Raw genomic sequence first — 17,587 nt, 5'->3', positions numbered from 1 at the left:
GACTTATTCATAGGAGCGCTGCAATGGCTTTCAAACTGACCGACTACGAAGCCTATGACTTTGCCAATCGCCGCCATATCGGGCCCAGCCCGACCGAGATGCGCGACATGCTCAAGGTGATCGGCTTCAAGACGCTGGACGCGCTGATCGACGCCACCGTCCCGCCCGCGATCCGCCAGAAAGAGCCGCTGGACTGGGGTCCGGCGATGACGGAACGCGATGCTCTGTTCCATATGAAAGAGGTGGCGAGCAAGAACAAGGTTCTGACCTCGTTGATCGGGCAGGGATATTACGGCACCACCACGCCTGCTCCGATCCTACGCAACATTCTGGAAAACCCGGCCTGGTACACCGCCTATACGCCCTATCAGCCCGAGATCAGCCAAGGCCGGCTTGAAGCGTTGTTGAACTTCCAAACCATGGTCAGCGATCTGACCGGGCTGGACGTGGCCAATGCGTCCTTGCTGGACGAAGCCACCGCCGCGGCTGAGGCCATGGCGATGGCCAAGCGCGGTGGTCGGTCCAAGGCCAACAACGCCGCCTTCTTTGTCGACCGCAACTGCCACCCGCAGACCATCGCGGTGATCAAAACGCGCGCCGAGCCGCTGGGCATCGATGTGCAGGTGGCCGACCCGGATCAACTAGACGCGGGCGCGGTTTTTGGCGCGATCTTCCAATACCCCGGCACCCACGGCCATGTGCGCGACTTCACCGCCGAGATTGCGGCGCTGCATGAACACAAAGCCATTGCCATTGTCGCCGCTGACATCCTGTCGCTGGCGCTGCTGAAGTCACCGGGCGAGATGGGCGCGGATATCGCCATCGGCTCGACCCAACGGTTCGGCGTGCCGATGGGCTATGGCGGGCCCCACGCGGCCTATATGGCGACCACCGACAAGCTGAAACGCGCGATGCCGGGCCGGATCATTGGTGTCAGCATCGACAGCCGTGGCAACAAGGCTTATCGCCTGGCGCTGCAGACCCGCGAGCAGCACATTCGGCGCGAGAAAGCCAACTCGAACGTCTGTACCGCACAGGCGCTGCTGGCGGTGATGGCCTCGATGTACGCTGTCTATCACGGTCCCGACGGCATCAAGGCGATTGCGCAATCTGTTCACCGCAAAACCTCGCGTATGGCCGCCGGTCTGGAAGAGGCGGGCTTCTCGGTCGAACCCGAAGTGTTCTTTGATACCATCACTGTTGAGGTCGGCCACTTGCAGACGACCGTCATGGAGGCCGCCGTTGCCCGTGGCATCAACCTGCGCAAGGTCGGCGAGACGAAAGTGGGCATCAGCCTGGATGAACAGACCCGCGCCGAGACGATTGAGGCGGTTTGGGGCGCCTTCGGCATCGACCGGAAGGATGACAGCTCGAACGTCGCCTACCGCCTGCCGGATTACGCCCTGCGCGAGACGCCGTATCTGACCCACGAGATCTTCCACAAGAACCGGGCCGAGGCCGAGATGACCCGCTATATGCGCCGTCTGGCCGACCGCGACCTGGCGCTGGACCGGGCGATGATCCCGCTGGGGTCCTGCACCATGAAGCTGAACGCCACGGTCGAGATGATCCCGGTCACCTGGCCCGAGTTCGGCAATCTGCACCCTTTCTGCCCCGAAGATCAGGTGCAGGGCTATCACGAGATGATTGCCGATCTGAACGACAAGCTGTGCCAGATCACCGGCTATGACGCGATCAGCCAGCAGCCCAACTCGGGCGCGCAGGGCGAGTACGCAGGTCTACTGACCATCCGCAACTATCATTTCGCTCGCGGCGAAGGGCACCGCAATGTCTGCCTGATCCCGACCTCGGCACACGGGACCAACCCGGCCTCGGCGCAGATGGTGGGCTGGCAGGTGGTGCCGGTGCAATCGGATGAGAACGGCAATATCGACCTTGCGGACTTCCGCGCCAAGGCCGAGAAGCATTCGGATCATCTGGCCGGCTGCATGATCACCTACCCATCGACCCATGGCGTGTTCGAGACCACCGTGCAGGAGGTCTGCCAGATCACCCATGACCACGGCGGTCAGGTCTATATCGACGGCGCCAACATGAACGCCATGGTCGGCCTGTCGCGCCCCGGTGATATCGGCGGCGATGTCAGCCACCTGAACCTGCACAAGACCTTCTGCATCCCGCATGGCGGTGGTGGCCCTGGCATGGGCCCGATCGGCGTCAAGGCACACCTGGAAGAACACCTGCCTGGTCACCCGGAATACGGCACCGCCTTGGGGCCGGTCTCGGCGGCGCCCTTTGGCTCGCCCTCGATCCTGCCGGTCTCATGGGCCTATGTGCTGCTGATGGGTGGTGCGGGTTTGACGCAGGCGACCAAAGTGGCGATCCTGAACGCCAACTATATCGCAGCGCGTCTGCAGGAAGCCTATCCGATCCTCTACACCTCCGAGACCGGTCGGGTCGCGCATGAATGCATCCTCGACACCCGTCCGCTGGACGCCGAGGCGCATGTGACCGTCGATGACGTTGCCAAACGTCTGGTCGATTCAGGTTTCCACGCCCCGACGATGAGCTGGCCGGTGGCAGGCACCCTGATGGTCGAGCCCACGGAATCTGAGCCCAAGGATGAGTTGGACCGCTTCTGCGACGCCATGCTCTCGATCCGATCCGAGGCGCAGGATATCATCGACGGTAAGATCGATGCGGAGAACAACCCGTTGAAGAACGCCCCCCACACGGTGCGCGATCTGGTTGGTGACTGGGACCGGCCTTACAGCCGCGAACAGGCCTGTTTCCCTCCTGGCTCGATGGGCGTCGACAAATACTGGTCCCCCGTCAACCGCGTCGACAACGCTTATGGCGACCGCAACCTCGTTTGCACATGTCCGCCAATGGACGCATACGCGGAAGCGGCGGAATAAACAGAAAACCCCCGCCTTGGCGGGGGTTTTTCTTAGGGAACGAAGCCTTTTGGCACCCCGAATGGCGGGGAGTCCACGCTGGATCCCGTTAGTGCGTCGAGGAATGCCAGGAGACTCGCGATGTCAGCTTCGGACAATTCCAATGGCGTGATGTCTACCTTGCCGCGCACACGCGCCATTTCCAACCGGTCGTCCCAGACGACGAAATCGGCTTTGTGCAACCAAGGAACGTTCGGCAGGTCAGCCATATCACGATTCCATTTCGACAGGCTGTTTTCGGGGTTCAGGTGATGGAGGATCATACCCTCGAGGTCGGGGAAAGCTCCGTTATGACCATAGGGCGCAGTCAAGGCCACGTTGCGCAACATCGGCGTGCGAAAGCGATAGGCGTCCTCCAGCCGGTCGCTTTCCCCCATGCGGCCAACGTCGCGCACATAGGGGTCCCATTGCCGCGTGCGGCCCGGCCCAAAAGGGGGCAAGGCCAAGGCGTGAAATTCCTGATCTGACATCAGCGGCCCGGAATGGCAGATGGAACACTGCGCTTTGCCATAGAAAAGATCCATCCCGCCCTTCTGTTCCGCCGTCAGCGCCGAGGAGTCACCCGCGAGGTATTGATCGAACGCGCTGTCGGTGCTGCGCCATTCAACCGCCATGAACGCGGCTAAGGCGTTGGCGATCTGGGTGATTGTGATGTCCTCGGTCGTGTTGACCTCATCAAAAGCAGCGACCATGGCCGGGCCATAACGCGGATCGGTGCGCACGCGCTTGGCAAGGATCGGCCAGCCCAGATCAATTCGGTCGGCAACCGCTCCGGTCACCTGATTTTCGCCGACATTGCCGGCCATTTCGAATTGTGAGGTCAGCGGGAACAGCGCCTGTGCGGCGAGCAGCGAGTTCAGCCCCTCAGGCAACCATTCCTGCGCCGGAGAGTTAAACCCGTTGCCGTAGACATCCGAGATACTCAGGCGGCCATCGTGGAATACGGTGTGAATCTCTTTCGCGCCAAGGTTCCACAGCCCCGGTGAATTACGGGGGATGCGTTTGCGAATCTTATCGGTTCCTACGCCCGGTGTCCGATCTGGCCCCAAGCCTTGCCCGCCTTCACCAATACCCAGCGATAACCCGTCCGAGGTGCCGAAATCAGGATGATGGCAGTGGGCACAGGAAATGTTCTGATTGCCCGACAGAATGGGGTCGTAAAACAGTTGATGACCGATGGCAGCCTGTTCCATATCAAATAGGATAAAGTCATCATCTGTCAGCGGGCGTGGCAAGTCCTGAGCCGCAGCCGCTCCGACGAAAAGGAAGAAAACCCCGTGCGCCAGCTTGTACTTGCCCTTTGCCTTTTTGCGACCCCGGCGCTGGCCGAATTGGAACAAGCGCGCGACATGATGGAAGCGGGTGAATTTGAGGCCGCGCGTGAGGAACTGCTGCCAGCCGCGCGCTCTGGCAATGCCGAGGCCGAAGAACTCATCGGCGTCATGTACGGCCTTGGGCTGGGGGTCGAGCAGGATTACGAGCGGGCGTTTGACTGGTATCTGCGTGCTTCGATGAAGGGGCATCCGGGGGCGCAGTCGGGTGTCGGCTGGTATTACGAGCTGGGTCTGGGCATGCCCGCGCCCGATCTGGTGCGGGCGTATATGTGGTACACGCTCAGTGCCATTGGCGGTGATCCCGATGCGGCGATCAGCCTTGAGGAAGTGGTCAAGAAAATGTCGCTGGAGCAGATTGAAAGGGCGCATGTGCTGGTGAATGATTACAAAGGGTGGATGTACCCGTTTCGGTAAGGGCCGGACGCAGCGCCCGGCCCCTTTCGCTTAGTTCAGATCCGCATCGCGAGAGGCGTTGATATCGGCCTCGGCTGCTGCAACCGCTTCGGTCAGGGCGTTGAACACCTCGTCCCCGCGGGCCACGTTGGACTGGAACCAGTCATAGACCGGCGTTGCGGCTTCTTTGAACGCTGCTTTCTGGTCAGGTGTCGGCACATAGAGATCCCCGCCACCGGCGACGAAATCTTCATAAGCCTGGATCGACTTGCGCTTGGGCGAGGCAAAGGTGGCCTGCTGCAGAGCATAGAAGCCATCGACCACCACGCGGCGCATGTCCTCGGGCATCTCCTGGAACTTGGCGTTATTCATCCACCACAACGCACCCATGTAGGCGTGGCCGTCCAGCGTGACGTATTGCAGACCGGCATCGGGGAATTTCATCCCCATGATGTCGGTGATCCCGTTCTTGGACCCTTCAACCACACCGGTCTGGAAGCTGGTGAACAGTTCAGGCCACGGGATCGGGGTGGGCGATGCACCCAGTGCCTTGACCAGCTCTTGCGGCAGGTCAGCGACCACGGTGCGGATTTTCAGACCTTCCATATCCGCAGGTTCGGCGATGCGACGCTGGGTGTTGGCAAAGTTGCGCCAGCCGCCGGTGTTGCCAATGGTCATCAGACGGATCGCGCCGCCAGAATCCTCAAGCGCCATGTCGCGGACCTTGCGGGTGAAATCGCCGGACAAGACATGCTCGGCCACGCGGTCATCGGCCATCAGATAGGGCAGGTCCAGAACCTGCACGTAGGGGAAGATGCCCGACGCGCCGCCCGAGGTCGAAATATAAATGTCGATCGTGCCATCAGCCACGCCTTGCAGGCACTCGGCCCCGTTCGAGCACAGCTGCGTCCCGATGAACAGTTCCACCTCGATGGCGCCGTTCGAGGCAGCCTCGACGTAGTTCTTGAAGACGATCAGACCATCATAGTCTTCGTCGTTTTCGTTCGAGTTGGCTGTCGCGCGCAGGGTATAATCTGCGGCGGTGGCGGCAAGTGCGGATGCAGCCACCAGCGAGGTGGCCACCGCAGCGGTTTTGATGAAGTCTCTGAGCATTCGTTTCCTCCCTGTGATACTCAGTTCAGTTTGCAAATCCCGTTATCCTCGGGATCGTCATGGATAGTGCGGGGACATAGGTGATCAGGAAGATCACTATGATTTCGACAGCCAGAAACGGCAGGATCGCCTTGGCAATGGTTTCGACCTTTTCGCGCGATACGGCGGCGGCCACGAACAGCACCAGCCCCATGGGCGGAGTGGCCAGACCGACGGTCAGGTTAACGCTCATGATAATAGCAAAGTGGATCGGGTCCACGCCGAGGCTGGTAAAGATCGGGCCAAGGATGGGACCAAGAATGATGATTGCCGGGCCTGCGTCCAGAAACATGCCCACGACAAACAGCAACAGGTTGATCAGGAACAGCAGGATCAGCGGGTTTTCTGACAGGCCAAGGATCAGTGCCGCCAATTGTTCAGGCGCATGGCTAAGGCTGACAACGGTCTTGAATGCCATCGCCGCGCCCACCAGCAGCAAAACCACGGCCGAGGTCAGGCCCGCGTTGCTGAGGATCTCGGGCACTTCTTTCAGGGTCAGTGTGCGCAGGACGAAGAAGCCGATGATGAAGGCGTACCCCACAGCAACCGCAGCAGCCTCGGTCGGAGTAAAGATGCCGCCGAGAATCCCGCCCAGAATGATGACAGGGGTCAGCAGCGGGAAGAACGCTTTGAGGCTGGCCTGACGACGCTCGCCCCATGTGTATTTGCGGCTGGCGACGGGGAAGTCGTATTTGTCGGCCATCACCTTAATCATCAGCATCAGGCCAACGCCCACCATTACACCCGGCACAATACCCGCAAGGAACAGGGCGGCCACGCTTTCACCCATCACATAGGCATAGATGATCATGATGCCCGAGGGCGGAATGATTGGCCCGATCACCGAGCTGGCCGCCGTAATCGCAGCGGCAAAGCGGCGGGTATAGCCCTGTTTCTCCATCGCCGGGATCAGCATAGACCCCAGTGCCGAGGTATCTGCGACCGCCGAGCCCGATAGTCCGGCAAACAGGATCGAACTCAGGACATTCACGTGGGCCAGACCGCCGCGCAGGTGCCCCATCAGGGCCTGCGAGAACTCGACCAGACGAATGGTGATGCCGCCACGGTTCATCAACTCTCCGGCCAGCATGAAGAAGGGAATGGCCATCAACGGGAAGCTGTCCATGCCGTTGTAGACGTTCCGGTACAACAGAGTGATGTCGGCGGTCTGACCGTTCAGCCACAGCAGAATGCCGGGCGCGGCCAAAAGCGCGAAAAAGACCGGCAGGCCGATCATCAGGAAAATCAGGAAGGTGGGCAGAAACCAGATCAGCATCTATTCAGCCCCCACCGGTGCATCTGCGATTTCGGGCAGCAAGTCCCCGCCGCCCATCATCTTGACGATCGACCGCAGGATAAGCTCGATATTGACGACTAGCAGAAGGATGACCCCCACCAGCAACGATGCCATCATCCAGCTGCGCGGGACGCGGTACCACTCGTCAAACCCCAGCGAGGTCGGAATATAGAGCGCCGCCGTGGCGAAGCGGCCGCCAAAACCCGTGACCTCGGACCAGCCGATATTCACGGCGACGGCCAACACTGCCAGCGAGACGAAAAGCAGAAACAGCATCAACACCTGCCCCAGCACGCGCGGCAGCATCATGGGCAGCATATCAATAGCCACAAACCCGCCGCGCCGGAACGCGGTGGGGGCCATCAGCCCGGTCATCCACAACATGCAGAAGCGCGCGGCCTCATCTGGCCAGGGTAGGGCGTTGCCTAAAACGTATCGGAAGAACACCTGAATCAGGATTGCGATCACCATCAATGCAATCGCAACGACACCAACCGCGCGGCCCAAACGCAGCACGGTTTCGTTCACGAATGCAATCGGCGCAAGCGCCGTTGCCAGTCCGCCCATGCGGATCCTCCCTTGTTCAGCCGCAGGTTTGTCCCGCGGTCGTCAAATCACGCCTAGTGCTGCGCGAATTGGCCGAGTTGCCCGGCGTAAAAGGTCAGCGCGTCTCCGTCCGCCATGCTGACTTTCAGGACTTTGCCCACCACGATCACGTGATCGCCTGCATCGTGATAGGCGTGCTGTTCGCACTCAAACCGCGCCAGACAATCCGGCAGCAGAGGTGTTCCGTTCCCGCAGCGGTCGTGGTCGATATCCCGCAGGGCGAACGCGTCTTTCGAGCAGCCAAAACACAGATCGGCCTGTTCCGACGATAGCACGTGCACGCTGAAATGGCGCGCCTTGTGGAAATAGGGGAACCGGCGCGAATTGCGGTCGCCTGCCCACATCACCAACGGGGGGTCCAGCGACAGCGATGAAAAGCTGTTGGCGGTGATGCAGACCGGGCCATCGTCGCTGTCACAGGTGACGATGGTCACGCCGGTCGCAAACTTGCCAAAAGCGTCCCGCAAGGTGCGGGTGTCATCTTTATGCGGGACGAATGTGTGAGTGATGTCCTTTGAGATTGCGTTCATCATGGTACCTCATGCCCCAGCGCCGCCTCGTACAGGCGGAACCAGCTTTCGCGATCCAGATTTACTTTCAATGCGTCCGAGATGCTTTTGATCCGGTCCAGATTGTTCGTGCCCAGAACCGGAAGAATTCCTGCTGGGTGCGCCAATAGGAAAGCGATGGCGACTGCCGCGCGATCCACGCCGAATTCGGCAGCTATCTCATCTGCAACTATGCCGACCGGAGGGTTTCCGGCCATCAGCAACCCACCCCCCAGCGGAGACCACGCCATAACGTGCTGGCCGTGCTGCTGATGAAAGGCAAGATCGCCATTGGTGAAAGGGTCGATCTGACCCAGAGACAGCTCGATCTGGTTGGTGACCAGCGGCGTCTTCATCGCCGATTGCAGCAGGTTCCAGTCCCAGGGACGGAAGTTCGACACGCCGACAGCGCGCACCTTGCCGCTGGCGACCACCTCATCCAGTGCGGCGCCGGTTTCATGGTGGTCCATGAACGGATCAGGACGGTGGATCAGCAACAGGTCAATATGGTCGATGGCCATCTCGGTCAGAGAAGTATCGACCGATTTCAGGATATGCGCGCGCGAAGTGTCGTAGTACTTGACCTTCGCGTCCGAATACCGTCCGCAGGGCGCGACGATATCGCATTTGGTGACGATCTCCATCTTTGACCGCAGGGTCGGATTGGCGCGCAGGGCGGCACCCAGAATGCCTTCGGCCGTGTAGTCGCCGTAGATATCCGCCTGATCGAAACTGGTGATCCCCTGATCCAGACAGGCTTGTATCTTGGCCTCGACATGCGCGGCCGAGGTGTCATCGTCATCCCCGATGCGCCACATACCATATACAATGCGGCTCAGTTCCAGCGTGTCGGATAGTTTCACACGTTGCATCAGCGACGAACTCCATTGCCCAGCGGGGTGGCCGGGGTCTTTGCAGGCACGCGCCCGTATTCTTCGGGCAGCGAGCAGGTTTTCAGATTGGGCAGGACGCGGGCCCCGAAATGCTTGGCCTCATCCATGTGCGGATAGCCTGAGAAGATGAAAGCGCGGATGCCCATCTTCTGGTATTCTTCGATCTTGGACATCACCTGATCGGTCGACCCGACCAAAGCCGCGCCGCAGCCGGATCGCGCGCGCCCAACGCCGGTCCACAGGCCCGGTTCGACATAGCCATACTCATCCGCCAGATCGCGGTTCTTGGCCTGATGCGCCACGCCCAGTGAGGTCGAATCCAGCGCCCGCTCCCGGATCGCACGGCCATATTCGTCATCCAGCTTCGAAACGATGTAGTCCGCATATTCCTGCGCTTCGGCCTCGGTATCGCGGACGATCATGTGAACGCGCAGACCGTAATCCAGCGTGCGGTTGTAGTTTTCAGCCACCGCGTGAACGGCCTTCATCCGCTCGGCCAGTTGATCCTTGGTTTCGGGCCACATCAGGTAGACATCGCAATGCTCGCCGCAAAGATCGAGCGCAGAAGGGGAGTAGCCTCCGAAATACAGTAGCGGACCCCCAGTCTGATAGGGCTTGGCCGGGTCAGTGGTCAGGCCAGAGAAGTTATAGACCTCACCCGCATGGTTGATCTCATCCTGAGTCCAAGCTTGCTTGAGGATCTCGACCACCTCGCGGGACCGCTGATAGCGGAACGTGCTATCGTCTTTCTCGCCGGGGAAATCAGACGAGATGATGTTCACCGTCAGCCGCCCTTGCAGCATGTGATCCAGCGTTGCAATTGTACGCGCCAGCATGATCGGCTGCATCTCGCCACAGCGCACGGCGGCCAGCAAATTGATCTTGTCGGTGATCGGCGCGCAGCCAGCCACGAAACTCAGCGTGTCCTGACCGACCTGATAGGAAGACGGGCACAGGATGTTGCGGAACCCTTGCGCCTCGGCCTCGCGGACGATGCCGGAACAATGCTCCCAACTCGATCGCAGGTCACCATCCGGGACACCCAGAAACTGATAATCGTCTGAGCACAGCGCGGCGAACCACGAAACCTCGGCCGCATCCAGATCGGGGGATGTGATGGGGACGATGGTCATTTGATTCGTTCTCCGTGCATCTTTTGACTTTCCTCTTGCGTAGCAATCACTTTGATGTAGATCAATAGTGTATCAATTTTTTCCACGACTCGGTGAAGCACCTCGAAAATGACTGCCAACAGCCGCAACCCCAACGCGCTGCCGATCTATGTGCAGATCGCCGAGCTTCTGATCCGCGACATTGCCGCGGGTCGGCTGATCGACGGTGAACGTTTGCCACCCGAACGAGACATGGCTGCGAACCTCAATGTCTCGGTCGGGACGCTGCGAAAATCGCTGGCGGAGCTTGAGAAAAAAGGGATGTTGGAGCGTATCCAAGGCTCGGGCAATTACATCCGCGAGACCGGGACGCAGAACAGCGTTTATGCGATGTTCCGGCTGGAACTACCCGAAGGCGGGGGCCTGCCGCGCGCAGATATCCTGTCGGTGGATCATCTGGAAAAGCCCTCCGATCTGCCGGAATTCGGTACATCGCCCAAGGCGTCGCGAGTGCGCCGGATGCGCTATTTGAATGACACAATCATCGCAGTCGAGGAAATCTGGCTGGATGATTCCGCCGGAAAGGTCGATCAGGCGCTGCTGTCGGATTCGCTTTATCGCTATTACCAGCAGCAGCTTGGGTTCTGGATCACGCGGGCCGAGGATCGGGTTTCGGTCCGTGCGCTGCCCCATTGGACGCCTGAGACCTTCACCAAACCCGCTGGCGAAACGGCCGGTTATATTGAGCGGTTCAGCTGGTCCGAGGGGCCAGAACCGGTCGAGTTTTCAAAAACGTGGTTCGACCCGGATCGGGCCACCTATGTCCAACGTCTGAAATAAAAGGAAAAACGCATGACCCGGACCATCCATTACGGGCTGATCGGTTGCGGTATGATGGGGCAGGAACACCTGCATAATATCGCGTTGCTGGAAGGTACGCGCGTCTCGGCGATTTTCGAACCCGATGCCGCGATGGCCAAGGCAGCGCAGACGATTGTACCGGATGCGCAGATGGTGGGTTCGGTCGAAGATCTGCTGGCCGTGGATGATCTGGACTGCATCGTGATTGCCAGCCCCAACCATCTGCACGTGGACCAGATCGAGCAGATCGCGCGGGTGCGACCTTTGCCTTTGCTGGTCGAGAAACCTCTGTTCACCGACCCGGCAGATGCGGCGCGGCTTGACGCCATCCAGCGTGACTACCCTCATCCGATCTGGGTGGCGATGGAGTATCGCTATATGCCGCCCATCGCAGCCTTGATTGAGGGGGCGCAGGTGACCGGCGGTGTCAAAATGCTGACCATCAAGGAGCACCGCTTTCCCTTCCTGGAAAAGGTCGGCAACTGGAACCGCTTCAACCGCAATACGGGCGGTACCTTTGTCGAAAAATGCTGTCACTTCTTCGACCTCATGCGCCTGATCCTGCAATCGGACCCTGTGCGCGTGACAGCCAGCGGGGGGCAGGCTGTCAATCATTTGGACGAGGCGTATAACGGCGAAACCCCCGACATTCTGGACCACGGTTATGTCATGGTCGATTTCGCCTCGGGTGCGCGAGCAATGCTGGAGCTGTGTATGTTCGCGGAAGGTGCGCGGTATCAGGAGGAGATCTCGGCCGTCGGGTCGGACGCGAAGATCGAGGCGCTGGTGCCCGGACCGGGCCGTTTCTGGCCCGAGCATCTTGGTGATGCGCCGGTGCCGCAACTGATCGTTAGCCCACGTGCGCCTAAGGGACCGGTCGCCGAGGACATCCCCGTTGATCCAACGCTATTGGCCGCGGGTGACCATAACGGGTCTACTTTCTATCAGCATCAAGGATTCCTAGCCGTCCTGCGTGGTGATAAACCCGCCCCCGAGGTGACTCTGCAGGACGGGATGTGGGCTGTGCGCATGGGTCTGGCCGCGCAAAAGGCGCTGGAGACCGGAGAGGCGGTTTGGTTCTAGAACTACTGAGCGGCCTCTTTCTGATGTGCCGACGCCAACAGTGTCGCCAGTTCCGGGCGGCATGAGCCGCAATTGGTTCCGGCCTGCAACGCCTCACCAATGGCTTCGACGCTCATCAGCCCTTTGGTCTCAATAGCGGTCAGGATGGTGTTCACGCCTACGTCGAAACAGGAACACAGGACCGGACCGGGATCGGGCCGGTCGGCCGGCGCGCGGCCTGACAGCAGGTCGGGCACCTGTGGCAGAGTCGCAAGATAGTCGCGCATCACCGCCACGGGCTCGGGCGAAATGAACAGTGCAGCGACCAGTTGTCCGTGTTCGTGAAACGCCAGTCGCGCCATGCCGCGCGCCGGGTCCTCAACTATGGTTGTCTGCGCCTCGGGCAATCCGAAAAGATCACGCGCGGCGGTTTGCCAGTCATTTATTGTGCCTATCCCGGCCAGTTCAGCGCGATAGCCGAGTTTTGTGGGGGTCTGCGCCCAATACTCGCAAACCGGTTTCATTTCGCGATGTGACACCGCAAACCCGTACCATTTGGCGTCAAAGCGGGTGACGTTCACCACGGAGGCTTTGCTTTCGGGCTGCCCGGATACAGGGTCGGTCGCCGCCGCGACCACGGCGTCGATCCGGGCTGAAGGGGCGGTTTCTCCGGTCCAGTGTATAGGCGCAAAGACCTGTCCTTGTGTGACATCGCTGGTAATCCGGGCCCGCAGGACGGATGTTCCATGCGGGCTTGCGACCCGCACCAGATCGGCGGGGTTTATCCCCGTGGCGCGCGCATCACCGGGGTGAATGTCCAGAAACGGCTCGGGCAGGTGGGCCGACAGCCGCGCCGACAGACCGGTGCGGGTCATCGTGTGCCATTGGTCGCGCAGCCGACCGGTGTTCAGCCAGAACGGATAGCGCGGTTCTGTTTTGGCTGCAGGCGCGCGCCATGTAACTGGTAAAAGCCGCGCCTTGCCGTCGGGGTGATAGAATTGCCCATCCGCAAAGAACCGCCCGCCCTGCCGTGTGGCGGTGACAGGCCAGCGCGTCGGCTGAAGAGCGTCATAGCCCGCCGCGTCCAGATCGCGGAGGCCCGAGATATCGAAATCACGCCCAAACTTGGCGGCCACTCCGGACAGGGTTGCGTATTCTCGGAAAATCTCTCCGGGCGTTTGATAATCAAAGGCCGAGGCCCACCCCATCAGCCGTCCGACCTCGGCCAGAATGTCCCAATCCGCGCGCGCTTGTCCCGGTGCGGGCAGGACCGAACGTTGTCGGCTGATCGTGCGGTCGGAATTGGTGACTGTGCCGTCTTTTTCGGCCCACGCGGCCGCAGGCAGCAGCACGTCGGCCAGCCGCGCCGTATCGGTGCGGGCCGTTATGTCTGAGACCACAGTGAACGGGCAGGCCGCGATGGCATCGCGCACCGCGTCGGCCTCGGGCATTGAAACCACGGGGTTCGTGTGGATCACCCACAGTGCCTTGACGCGCCCGTCGCCCACGGCGCGGAACAGGTCCACGGCCTTGAGGCCCGGGGCCTCGGGCATGGTCGGGGCCGACCAGAAATCGCGCACGGCGGCGCGGTGATCGGCGTTTTCGATATCCAAATGACAGGCGAGCATATTGGCCAGACCGCCGACCTCGCGCCCACCCATCGCGTTGGGCTGACCGGTGACCGACAGAGGCCCGCAGCCGGGCTTGCCGATCCGCCCCGTGGCCAGATGGCAGTTCAGGATCGCGTTGACCTTGTCGCTGCCCGAACTGGATTGGTTCACGCCCTGACTGAAGATCGTCACGACCTTTTCGGTGCCCATCCACATCTGGCAGAACTGCGCGATATCGTCGGGGTTGAGCCTGGTGACCGACACATCGTCGGCCAGCGCACTGCCCAGCGCCTCATGAATACCGGTGGTGTGGGTCAGGGAATCCGCATCCACCAAACCGGCAGTGTCGATTTGTGACAGCAGATGGTTGAACAGTGCGACATCACTGCCCGCGGCCAGTGGCAGGTGCAGATCGGCGCTGTCACAGGACGCCGTGCGGCGCGGATCGACAACGATGATCTTGGTCCCGCGCGCCTGCCGGGCTGCCATCAGGCGTTGATACAGAACCGGGTGGCACCACGCCAGATTGGATCCGACCAGCACGACCAGATCGGCCTCGTCCAGATCCTCATAAGTGCCGGGCACAGTGTCGGTGCCAAAAGCGCGTTTGTGGCCCGCAACGGTTGAGGCCATGCACAGCCGCGAATTCGTGTCGATATTGGCCGAGCCAATGAAACCTTTCATCAGCTTGTTGGCGACATAGTAGTCCTCGGTCAGCAACTGGCCCGATACATAGAAAGCCAGTGAATCCGGCCCGTGTTCGGCGATGGTCTCGCGGAACCGGTCCGCGACCAGTTGCAGCGCGTGGTCCCAGCCAGTCTCTTTGCCCGCTACCAAGGGTGCTAGCAGTCGCTGCGACAGGCGCACCGTTTCGGCCAAAGCCGAGCCTTTGGAACACAGCCGCCCTTGATTGGCCGGGTGATCCGGGTCGCCGGTGACGGTCAGGCCACCCGCGCCATCCGGTTGCAGCAGAACCCCGCAGCCCACCCCACAATAAGGGCAGGTCGAGCGTGTGGCGCAGGCACTCAGGTCTTTCACGCGGCGCTCCTTTGCCCCAATGAGGTGCTGTCGAGCAGAATGCGCTCTCCGTCCAGCTGCACCGGGTAGGTGGCGATCTGGCCTTCATCCGCGCCTTGTGCCTGACCCGAGTTCAGGTCGAAAACCCAGTTGTGCAGCGGGCAGGTGACGGACTGGCCATGCACGATGCCCTCAGATAGCGGACCGCCCTTGTGGGGGCAGGTGTCCGAGGCGGCAAAGACCTCATCTTTGGCAGTGCGGAACAGGGCGATGCAGCCCACGGGCGTTTTCACCACGCGCGCGCCGCGCAGGGGGATGTCGCCGATATGTCCGATGTCGATCCAGCTCATTCTGCGGCCTCCAATGTCAGATCGGCCATGGGCGCAAAGCGCGGGGCCTCTTTGGCCTGCTCGGCCCATGGGTCTTTGCGATAGATGGATTGGCTGAGTTCAAACCGCTCAACCAATGCGCGGCGGTTTTCGAGGTCATCCACCACGGTTTCCTTGATCCAGTCGAGACCGACCTTCGCCATCCATTTATACAAACGGTCCAGATACTTGCCGCCCTCGCGATAGGCTTGGGTGACGGCCATCACGACCTCAATCGCCTCATCCTCGGTCGGAACCTGCACCAGCAGTTCGGTTTCCTTAACGTCCATGCCCGCCGCGCCGCCGATGCTGATCTGGAAGCCCGAGTCCACACAGACCACACCGATATCCTTGCAGGTCGCCTCGGCGCAGTTGCGCGGGCAGCCCGAGACCGCCAGCTTCAGCTTGTGCGGCGTCCACGAACCCCACAGGATTTTCTCAAGCTTCACGCCGAGGCCCGTGCTGTCTTGCGTGCCGAACCGGCAGTGATCGGTGCCGACACAGGTTTTCACCGTACGCAGACCCTTGGAATAGGCGTGACCTGAGACCAGCCCGGCCTTGTTCAGATCGGACCAGATATAGGGCAGGTCGGACCCTTTCACGCCCAGCAGGTCGATACGCTGACCACCGGTGACTTTGACAGTGGGCACATCGTATTTCTCGGCGGCATCGGCGATGGCGCGCAGTTCCGCCGGGTTGGTGATGCCGCCCCACATTCGGGGCACAACGCTGAAAGTGCCGTCTTTCTGGATGTTGGCGTGTTTGCGTTCGTTGACGAAGCGGCTTTGCGGGTCGTCCTGATATTCCACCGGCCAGTCGGCCAGCAGGTAGTAATTCACCGCCGGGCGGCAGACATGACAGCCGTTGAGCGTCTTCCAGCCCAGCTCCTGCCAGACGGCCTCCTGGCTTTTCAGCTCTTGCGATTTGATCAGGCGACGGACGTCTTCGTGGGTCAGGTCACAGCAGCCGCAGATGGGCTGTGCAGTGGGCATCTGGAAGTCATCGCCCAGTGTGACCTGCAGCAGTTGCTCGACCAGTCCGGTGCATGTTCCGCAGGAGGCGCTAGCCTTGGTGGTCGCGCGGATGGCGCCCAGATCGGTTGCGCCGCCTTCGATAGCGGTGGTGATGTCGGATTTGCAAACGCCGTTGCAGCCACAGATTTCCGCCTCAGGCGGCAATGCTGCAACGGCTGAGAGAGGGTCCGCAGAGCCGCCCCCCTGATAGGCCGGGCCGAAGATCAGCGTCTCACGCATCTCGGACACGTCCTCACCATCGCGGATCAGGCCGAAGAACCAGTTGCTGTCGGCGGTGTCGCCATACATGACCGCGCCAACCAGCGTGTCGCCTTCTAGCACCAGCCGTTTGTAAACGCCGCGAGCAGGGTCGCGGAAGACGATGTCCTCGCGGGTCTCGCTCTCGGCAAAGTCCCCTGCACTGAACAGGTCGCAGCCGGTGACCTTCAGCTTGGTCGAGAGCGAACGTTGTTTGAACGCCGCATCCTCGCCCAGCAGGGTCTGCGCCAGCACTTTGGCCTGATCGTACAGCGGCGCGACAAGGCCAAAGACCTCGCCCTGATGCTCGACGCATTCGCCCACGGCATAGATATCGGCGTCCGAGGTGATCATCTGGTCATCCACATGGATACCCCGACCCACGGCAAGGCCCGTTTCCTGCGCCAGCGCGGTGTTGGGTCGGATGCCCACAGCCATCACCAACAGGTCGCAGGGCAATTCCGTGCCGTCCTCCAACAACAGCGCCCGGGCCTTGCCATCCTTGCCCGCGATTTCGGTCGATTTGGCATTCAGCAGAACGGTGATGCCTTTTTCTTCCAGCGATTTCTTGAGCAGATACCCTGCAGCAGGGTCCAGCTGACGTTCCATCAAGTGGCCCATGATATGCACGACGGTCACATCAGCTCCGCGCGCGGCCATGCCTGCGGCGGCCTCAAGCCCCAGCAAACCGCCGCCGATCACGACGACCTTGTTGCCCGCGCCCATGCCCATCATCTGTTCTGTGTCTTCCAGATCGCGATAGGCGATGACGCCGTCCAGATCATGCCCCGGCATCGGGATCATGAAAGGGTTCGATCCGGTGCCGAAGATCAGCTTGTCGTAAGGCACATGGCCGTACTCGCCTTCGACCACCTTCAGATCACGGTCAATTTTGACCACTTTCTCGCCGAATCGACAGGCGATGCCGCGCTCCGCGTACCAAGTGTCGTCATGGGTGACGATCTCTTCATAGGTCTGATCGCCTGCCAGAACCGGGCTCAGCATGATGCGGTTGTAGTTCCCGCGTGGTTCGGCGTTGAACAGGGTGATGTCGAACGCATCGGGGGCAGCGTCGGTCAGGTGCTCCAGCACCCGGCCCGAGGCCATGCCGGCTCCGATGACAACCAGTTTCTGTTTCATGTCAT

General features: G+C 61.0%; 14 protein-coding genes. 4 read left to right on the top strand and 10 right to left on the bottom strand.

Annotated elements, in window-relative coordinates; all coding sequences use genetic code 11:
- Window positions 1–23: 23 nt before the first annotated feature.
- Window positions 24–2,879: an aminomethyl-transferring glycine dehydrogenase gene (gcvP, locus tag AC2FF7_RS11335; protein WP_496905653.1), complete on the top strand. Its 2,856-nt coding sequence runs from the start codon at window positions 24–26 to the stop codon at window positions 2,877–2,879.
- A gap of 32 nt (window positions 2,880–2,911) precedes the next feature.
- Here gcvP and AC2FF7_RS11330 read toward each other — a convergent pair whose 3' ends face one another.
- The gene (locus AC2FF7_RS11330) at window positions 2,912–4,153 is read right to left on the bottom strand and encodes a cytochrome-c peroxidase (RefSeq protein ID WP_480866599.1); all 1,242 of its coding nucleotides are present in this window, start codon (window positions 4,151–4,153) and stop codon (window positions 2,912–2,914) included.
- A gap of 42 nt (window positions 4,154–4,195) precedes the next feature.
- Between AC2FF7_RS11330 and AC2FF7_RS11325 the strand changes: the two genes are divergently transcribed.
- Window positions 4,196–4,666 (top strand): tetratricopeptide repeat protein, encoded by a 471-nt coding sequence (locus AC2FF7_RS11325; protein WP_480866597.1) that lies wholly within the window; start codon window positions 4,196–4,198, stop codon window positions 4,664–4,666.
- Between the two features lie 30 nt (window positions 4,667–4,696).
- On the opposite strand, the gene AC2FF7_RS11320 is transcribed toward AC2FF7_RS11325, so the two are convergent.
- Genes AC2FF7_RS11320 through AC2FF7_RS11295 form a run of 6 tightly spaced genes read right to left on the bottom strand, consistent with a single transcriptional unit; the run spans window position 4,697 to window position 10,274 of the window.
- The gene (locus AC2FF7_RS11320; protein WP_170355481.1) at window positions 4,697–5,758 is read right to left on the bottom strand and encodes a TRAP transporter substrate-binding protein; all 1,062 of its coding nucleotides are present in this window, start codon (window positions 5,756–5,758) and stop codon (window positions 4,697–4,699) included.
- A 25-nt stretch (window positions 5,759–5,783) separates the two neighbouring features.
- Window positions 5,784–7,073: a TRAP transporter large permease gene (locus AC2FF7_RS11315; protein ID WP_209196873.1), complete on the bottom strand. Its 1,290-nt coding sequence runs from the start codon at window positions 7,071–7,073 to the stop codon at window positions 5,784–5,786.
- The gene (locus tag AC2FF7_RS11310) at window positions 7,074–7,661 is read right to left on the bottom strand and encodes a TRAP transporter small permease (protein ID WP_170355479.1); all 588 of its coding nucleotides are present in this window, start codon (window positions 7,659–7,661) and stop codon (window positions 7,074–7,076) included. It lies immediately after the preceding gene.
- Between the two features lie 53 nt (window positions 7,662–7,714).
- Window positions 7,715–8,230, bottom strand: a complete 516-nt coding sequence (locus AC2FF7_RS11305) for a flavin reductase family protein (RefSeq protein WP_496905660.1) — start codon at window positions 8,228–8,230, stop codon at window positions 7,715–7,717.
- On the bottom strand, window positions 8,230–9,120 hold the full coding sequence (locus AC2FF7_RS11300; RefSeq protein ID WP_496905652.1) for an aldo/keto reductase: 891 nt from the start codon (window positions 9,118–9,120) through the stop codon (window positions 8,230–8,232). The genes AC2FF7_RS11305 and AC2FF7_RS11300 overlap by 1 nt, the downstream gene beginning before the upstream one ends.
- Window positions 9,120–10,274: an LLM class flavin-dependent oxidoreductase gene (locus AC2FF7_RS11295; RefSeq protein WP_480866594.1), complete on the bottom strand. Its 1,155-nt coding sequence runs from the start codon at window positions 10,272–10,274 to the stop codon at window positions 9,120–9,122. The genes AC2FF7_RS11300 and AC2FF7_RS11295 overlap by 1 nt, the downstream gene beginning before the upstream one ends.
- A 108-nt stretch (window positions 10,275–10,382) precedes the next feature.
- Between AC2FF7_RS11295 and AC2FF7_RS11290 the strand changes: the two genes are divergently transcribed.
- The gene (locus AC2FF7_RS11290) at window positions 10,383–11,093 is read left to right on the top strand and encodes a GntR family transcriptional regulator (protein WP_480866592.1); all 711 of its coding nucleotides are present in this window, start codon (window positions 10,383–10,385) and stop codon (window positions 11,091–11,093) included.
- Window positions 11,094–11,105: 12 nt separating this feature from the next.
- A complete protein-coding gene (locus AC2FF7_RS11285) occupies window positions 11,106–12,197 on the top strand; it encodes a Gfo/Idh/MocA family protein (RefSeq protein ID WP_496905651.1) in 1,092 nt (363 codons plus the stop codon).
- A 2-nt stretch (window positions 12,198–12,199) separates the two neighbouring features.
- Here the strand turns inward: AC2FF7_RS11285 and AC2FF7_RS11280 are convergent, their stop codons facing one another.
- The 3 genes from AC2FF7_RS11280 to nirB are packed head-to-tail and all read right to left on the bottom strand — an operon-like array spanning window position 12,200 to window position 17,582.
- Window positions 12,200–14,824, bottom strand: a complete 2,625-nt coding sequence (locus AC2FF7_RS11280; protein WP_496905650.1) for a molybdopterin-dependent oxidoreductase — start codon at window positions 14,822–14,824, stop codon at window positions 12,200–12,202.
- Entirely contained in the window at window positions 14,821–15,153 is a 333-nt protein-coding gene (nirD, locus tag AC2FF7_RS11275) for a nitrite reductase small subunit NirD (RefSeq protein WP_480866587.1), read from the bottom strand. Before nirD ends, AC2FF7_RS11280 begins: the two co-directional genes overlap by 4 nt.
- Window positions 15,150–17,582 carry a nitrite reductase large subunit NirB gene (gene nirB / locus AC2FF7_RS11270; protein WP_480866585.1) on the bottom strand — a complete coding sequence of 811 codons (2,433 nt, stop codon included), beginning with the start codon at window positions 17,580–17,582 and terminating at the stop codon, window positions 15,150–15,152. Before nirB ends, nirD begins: the two co-directional genes overlap by 4 nt.
- Window positions 17,583–17,587: the final 5 nt, after the last annotated feature.

The organism is Ruegeria sp. YTSC325 (assembly GCF_059609525.1).
Note: the sequence above shows the minus strand (reverse complement) of the source record. Positions and strands in the feature narration are given on the sequence as shown.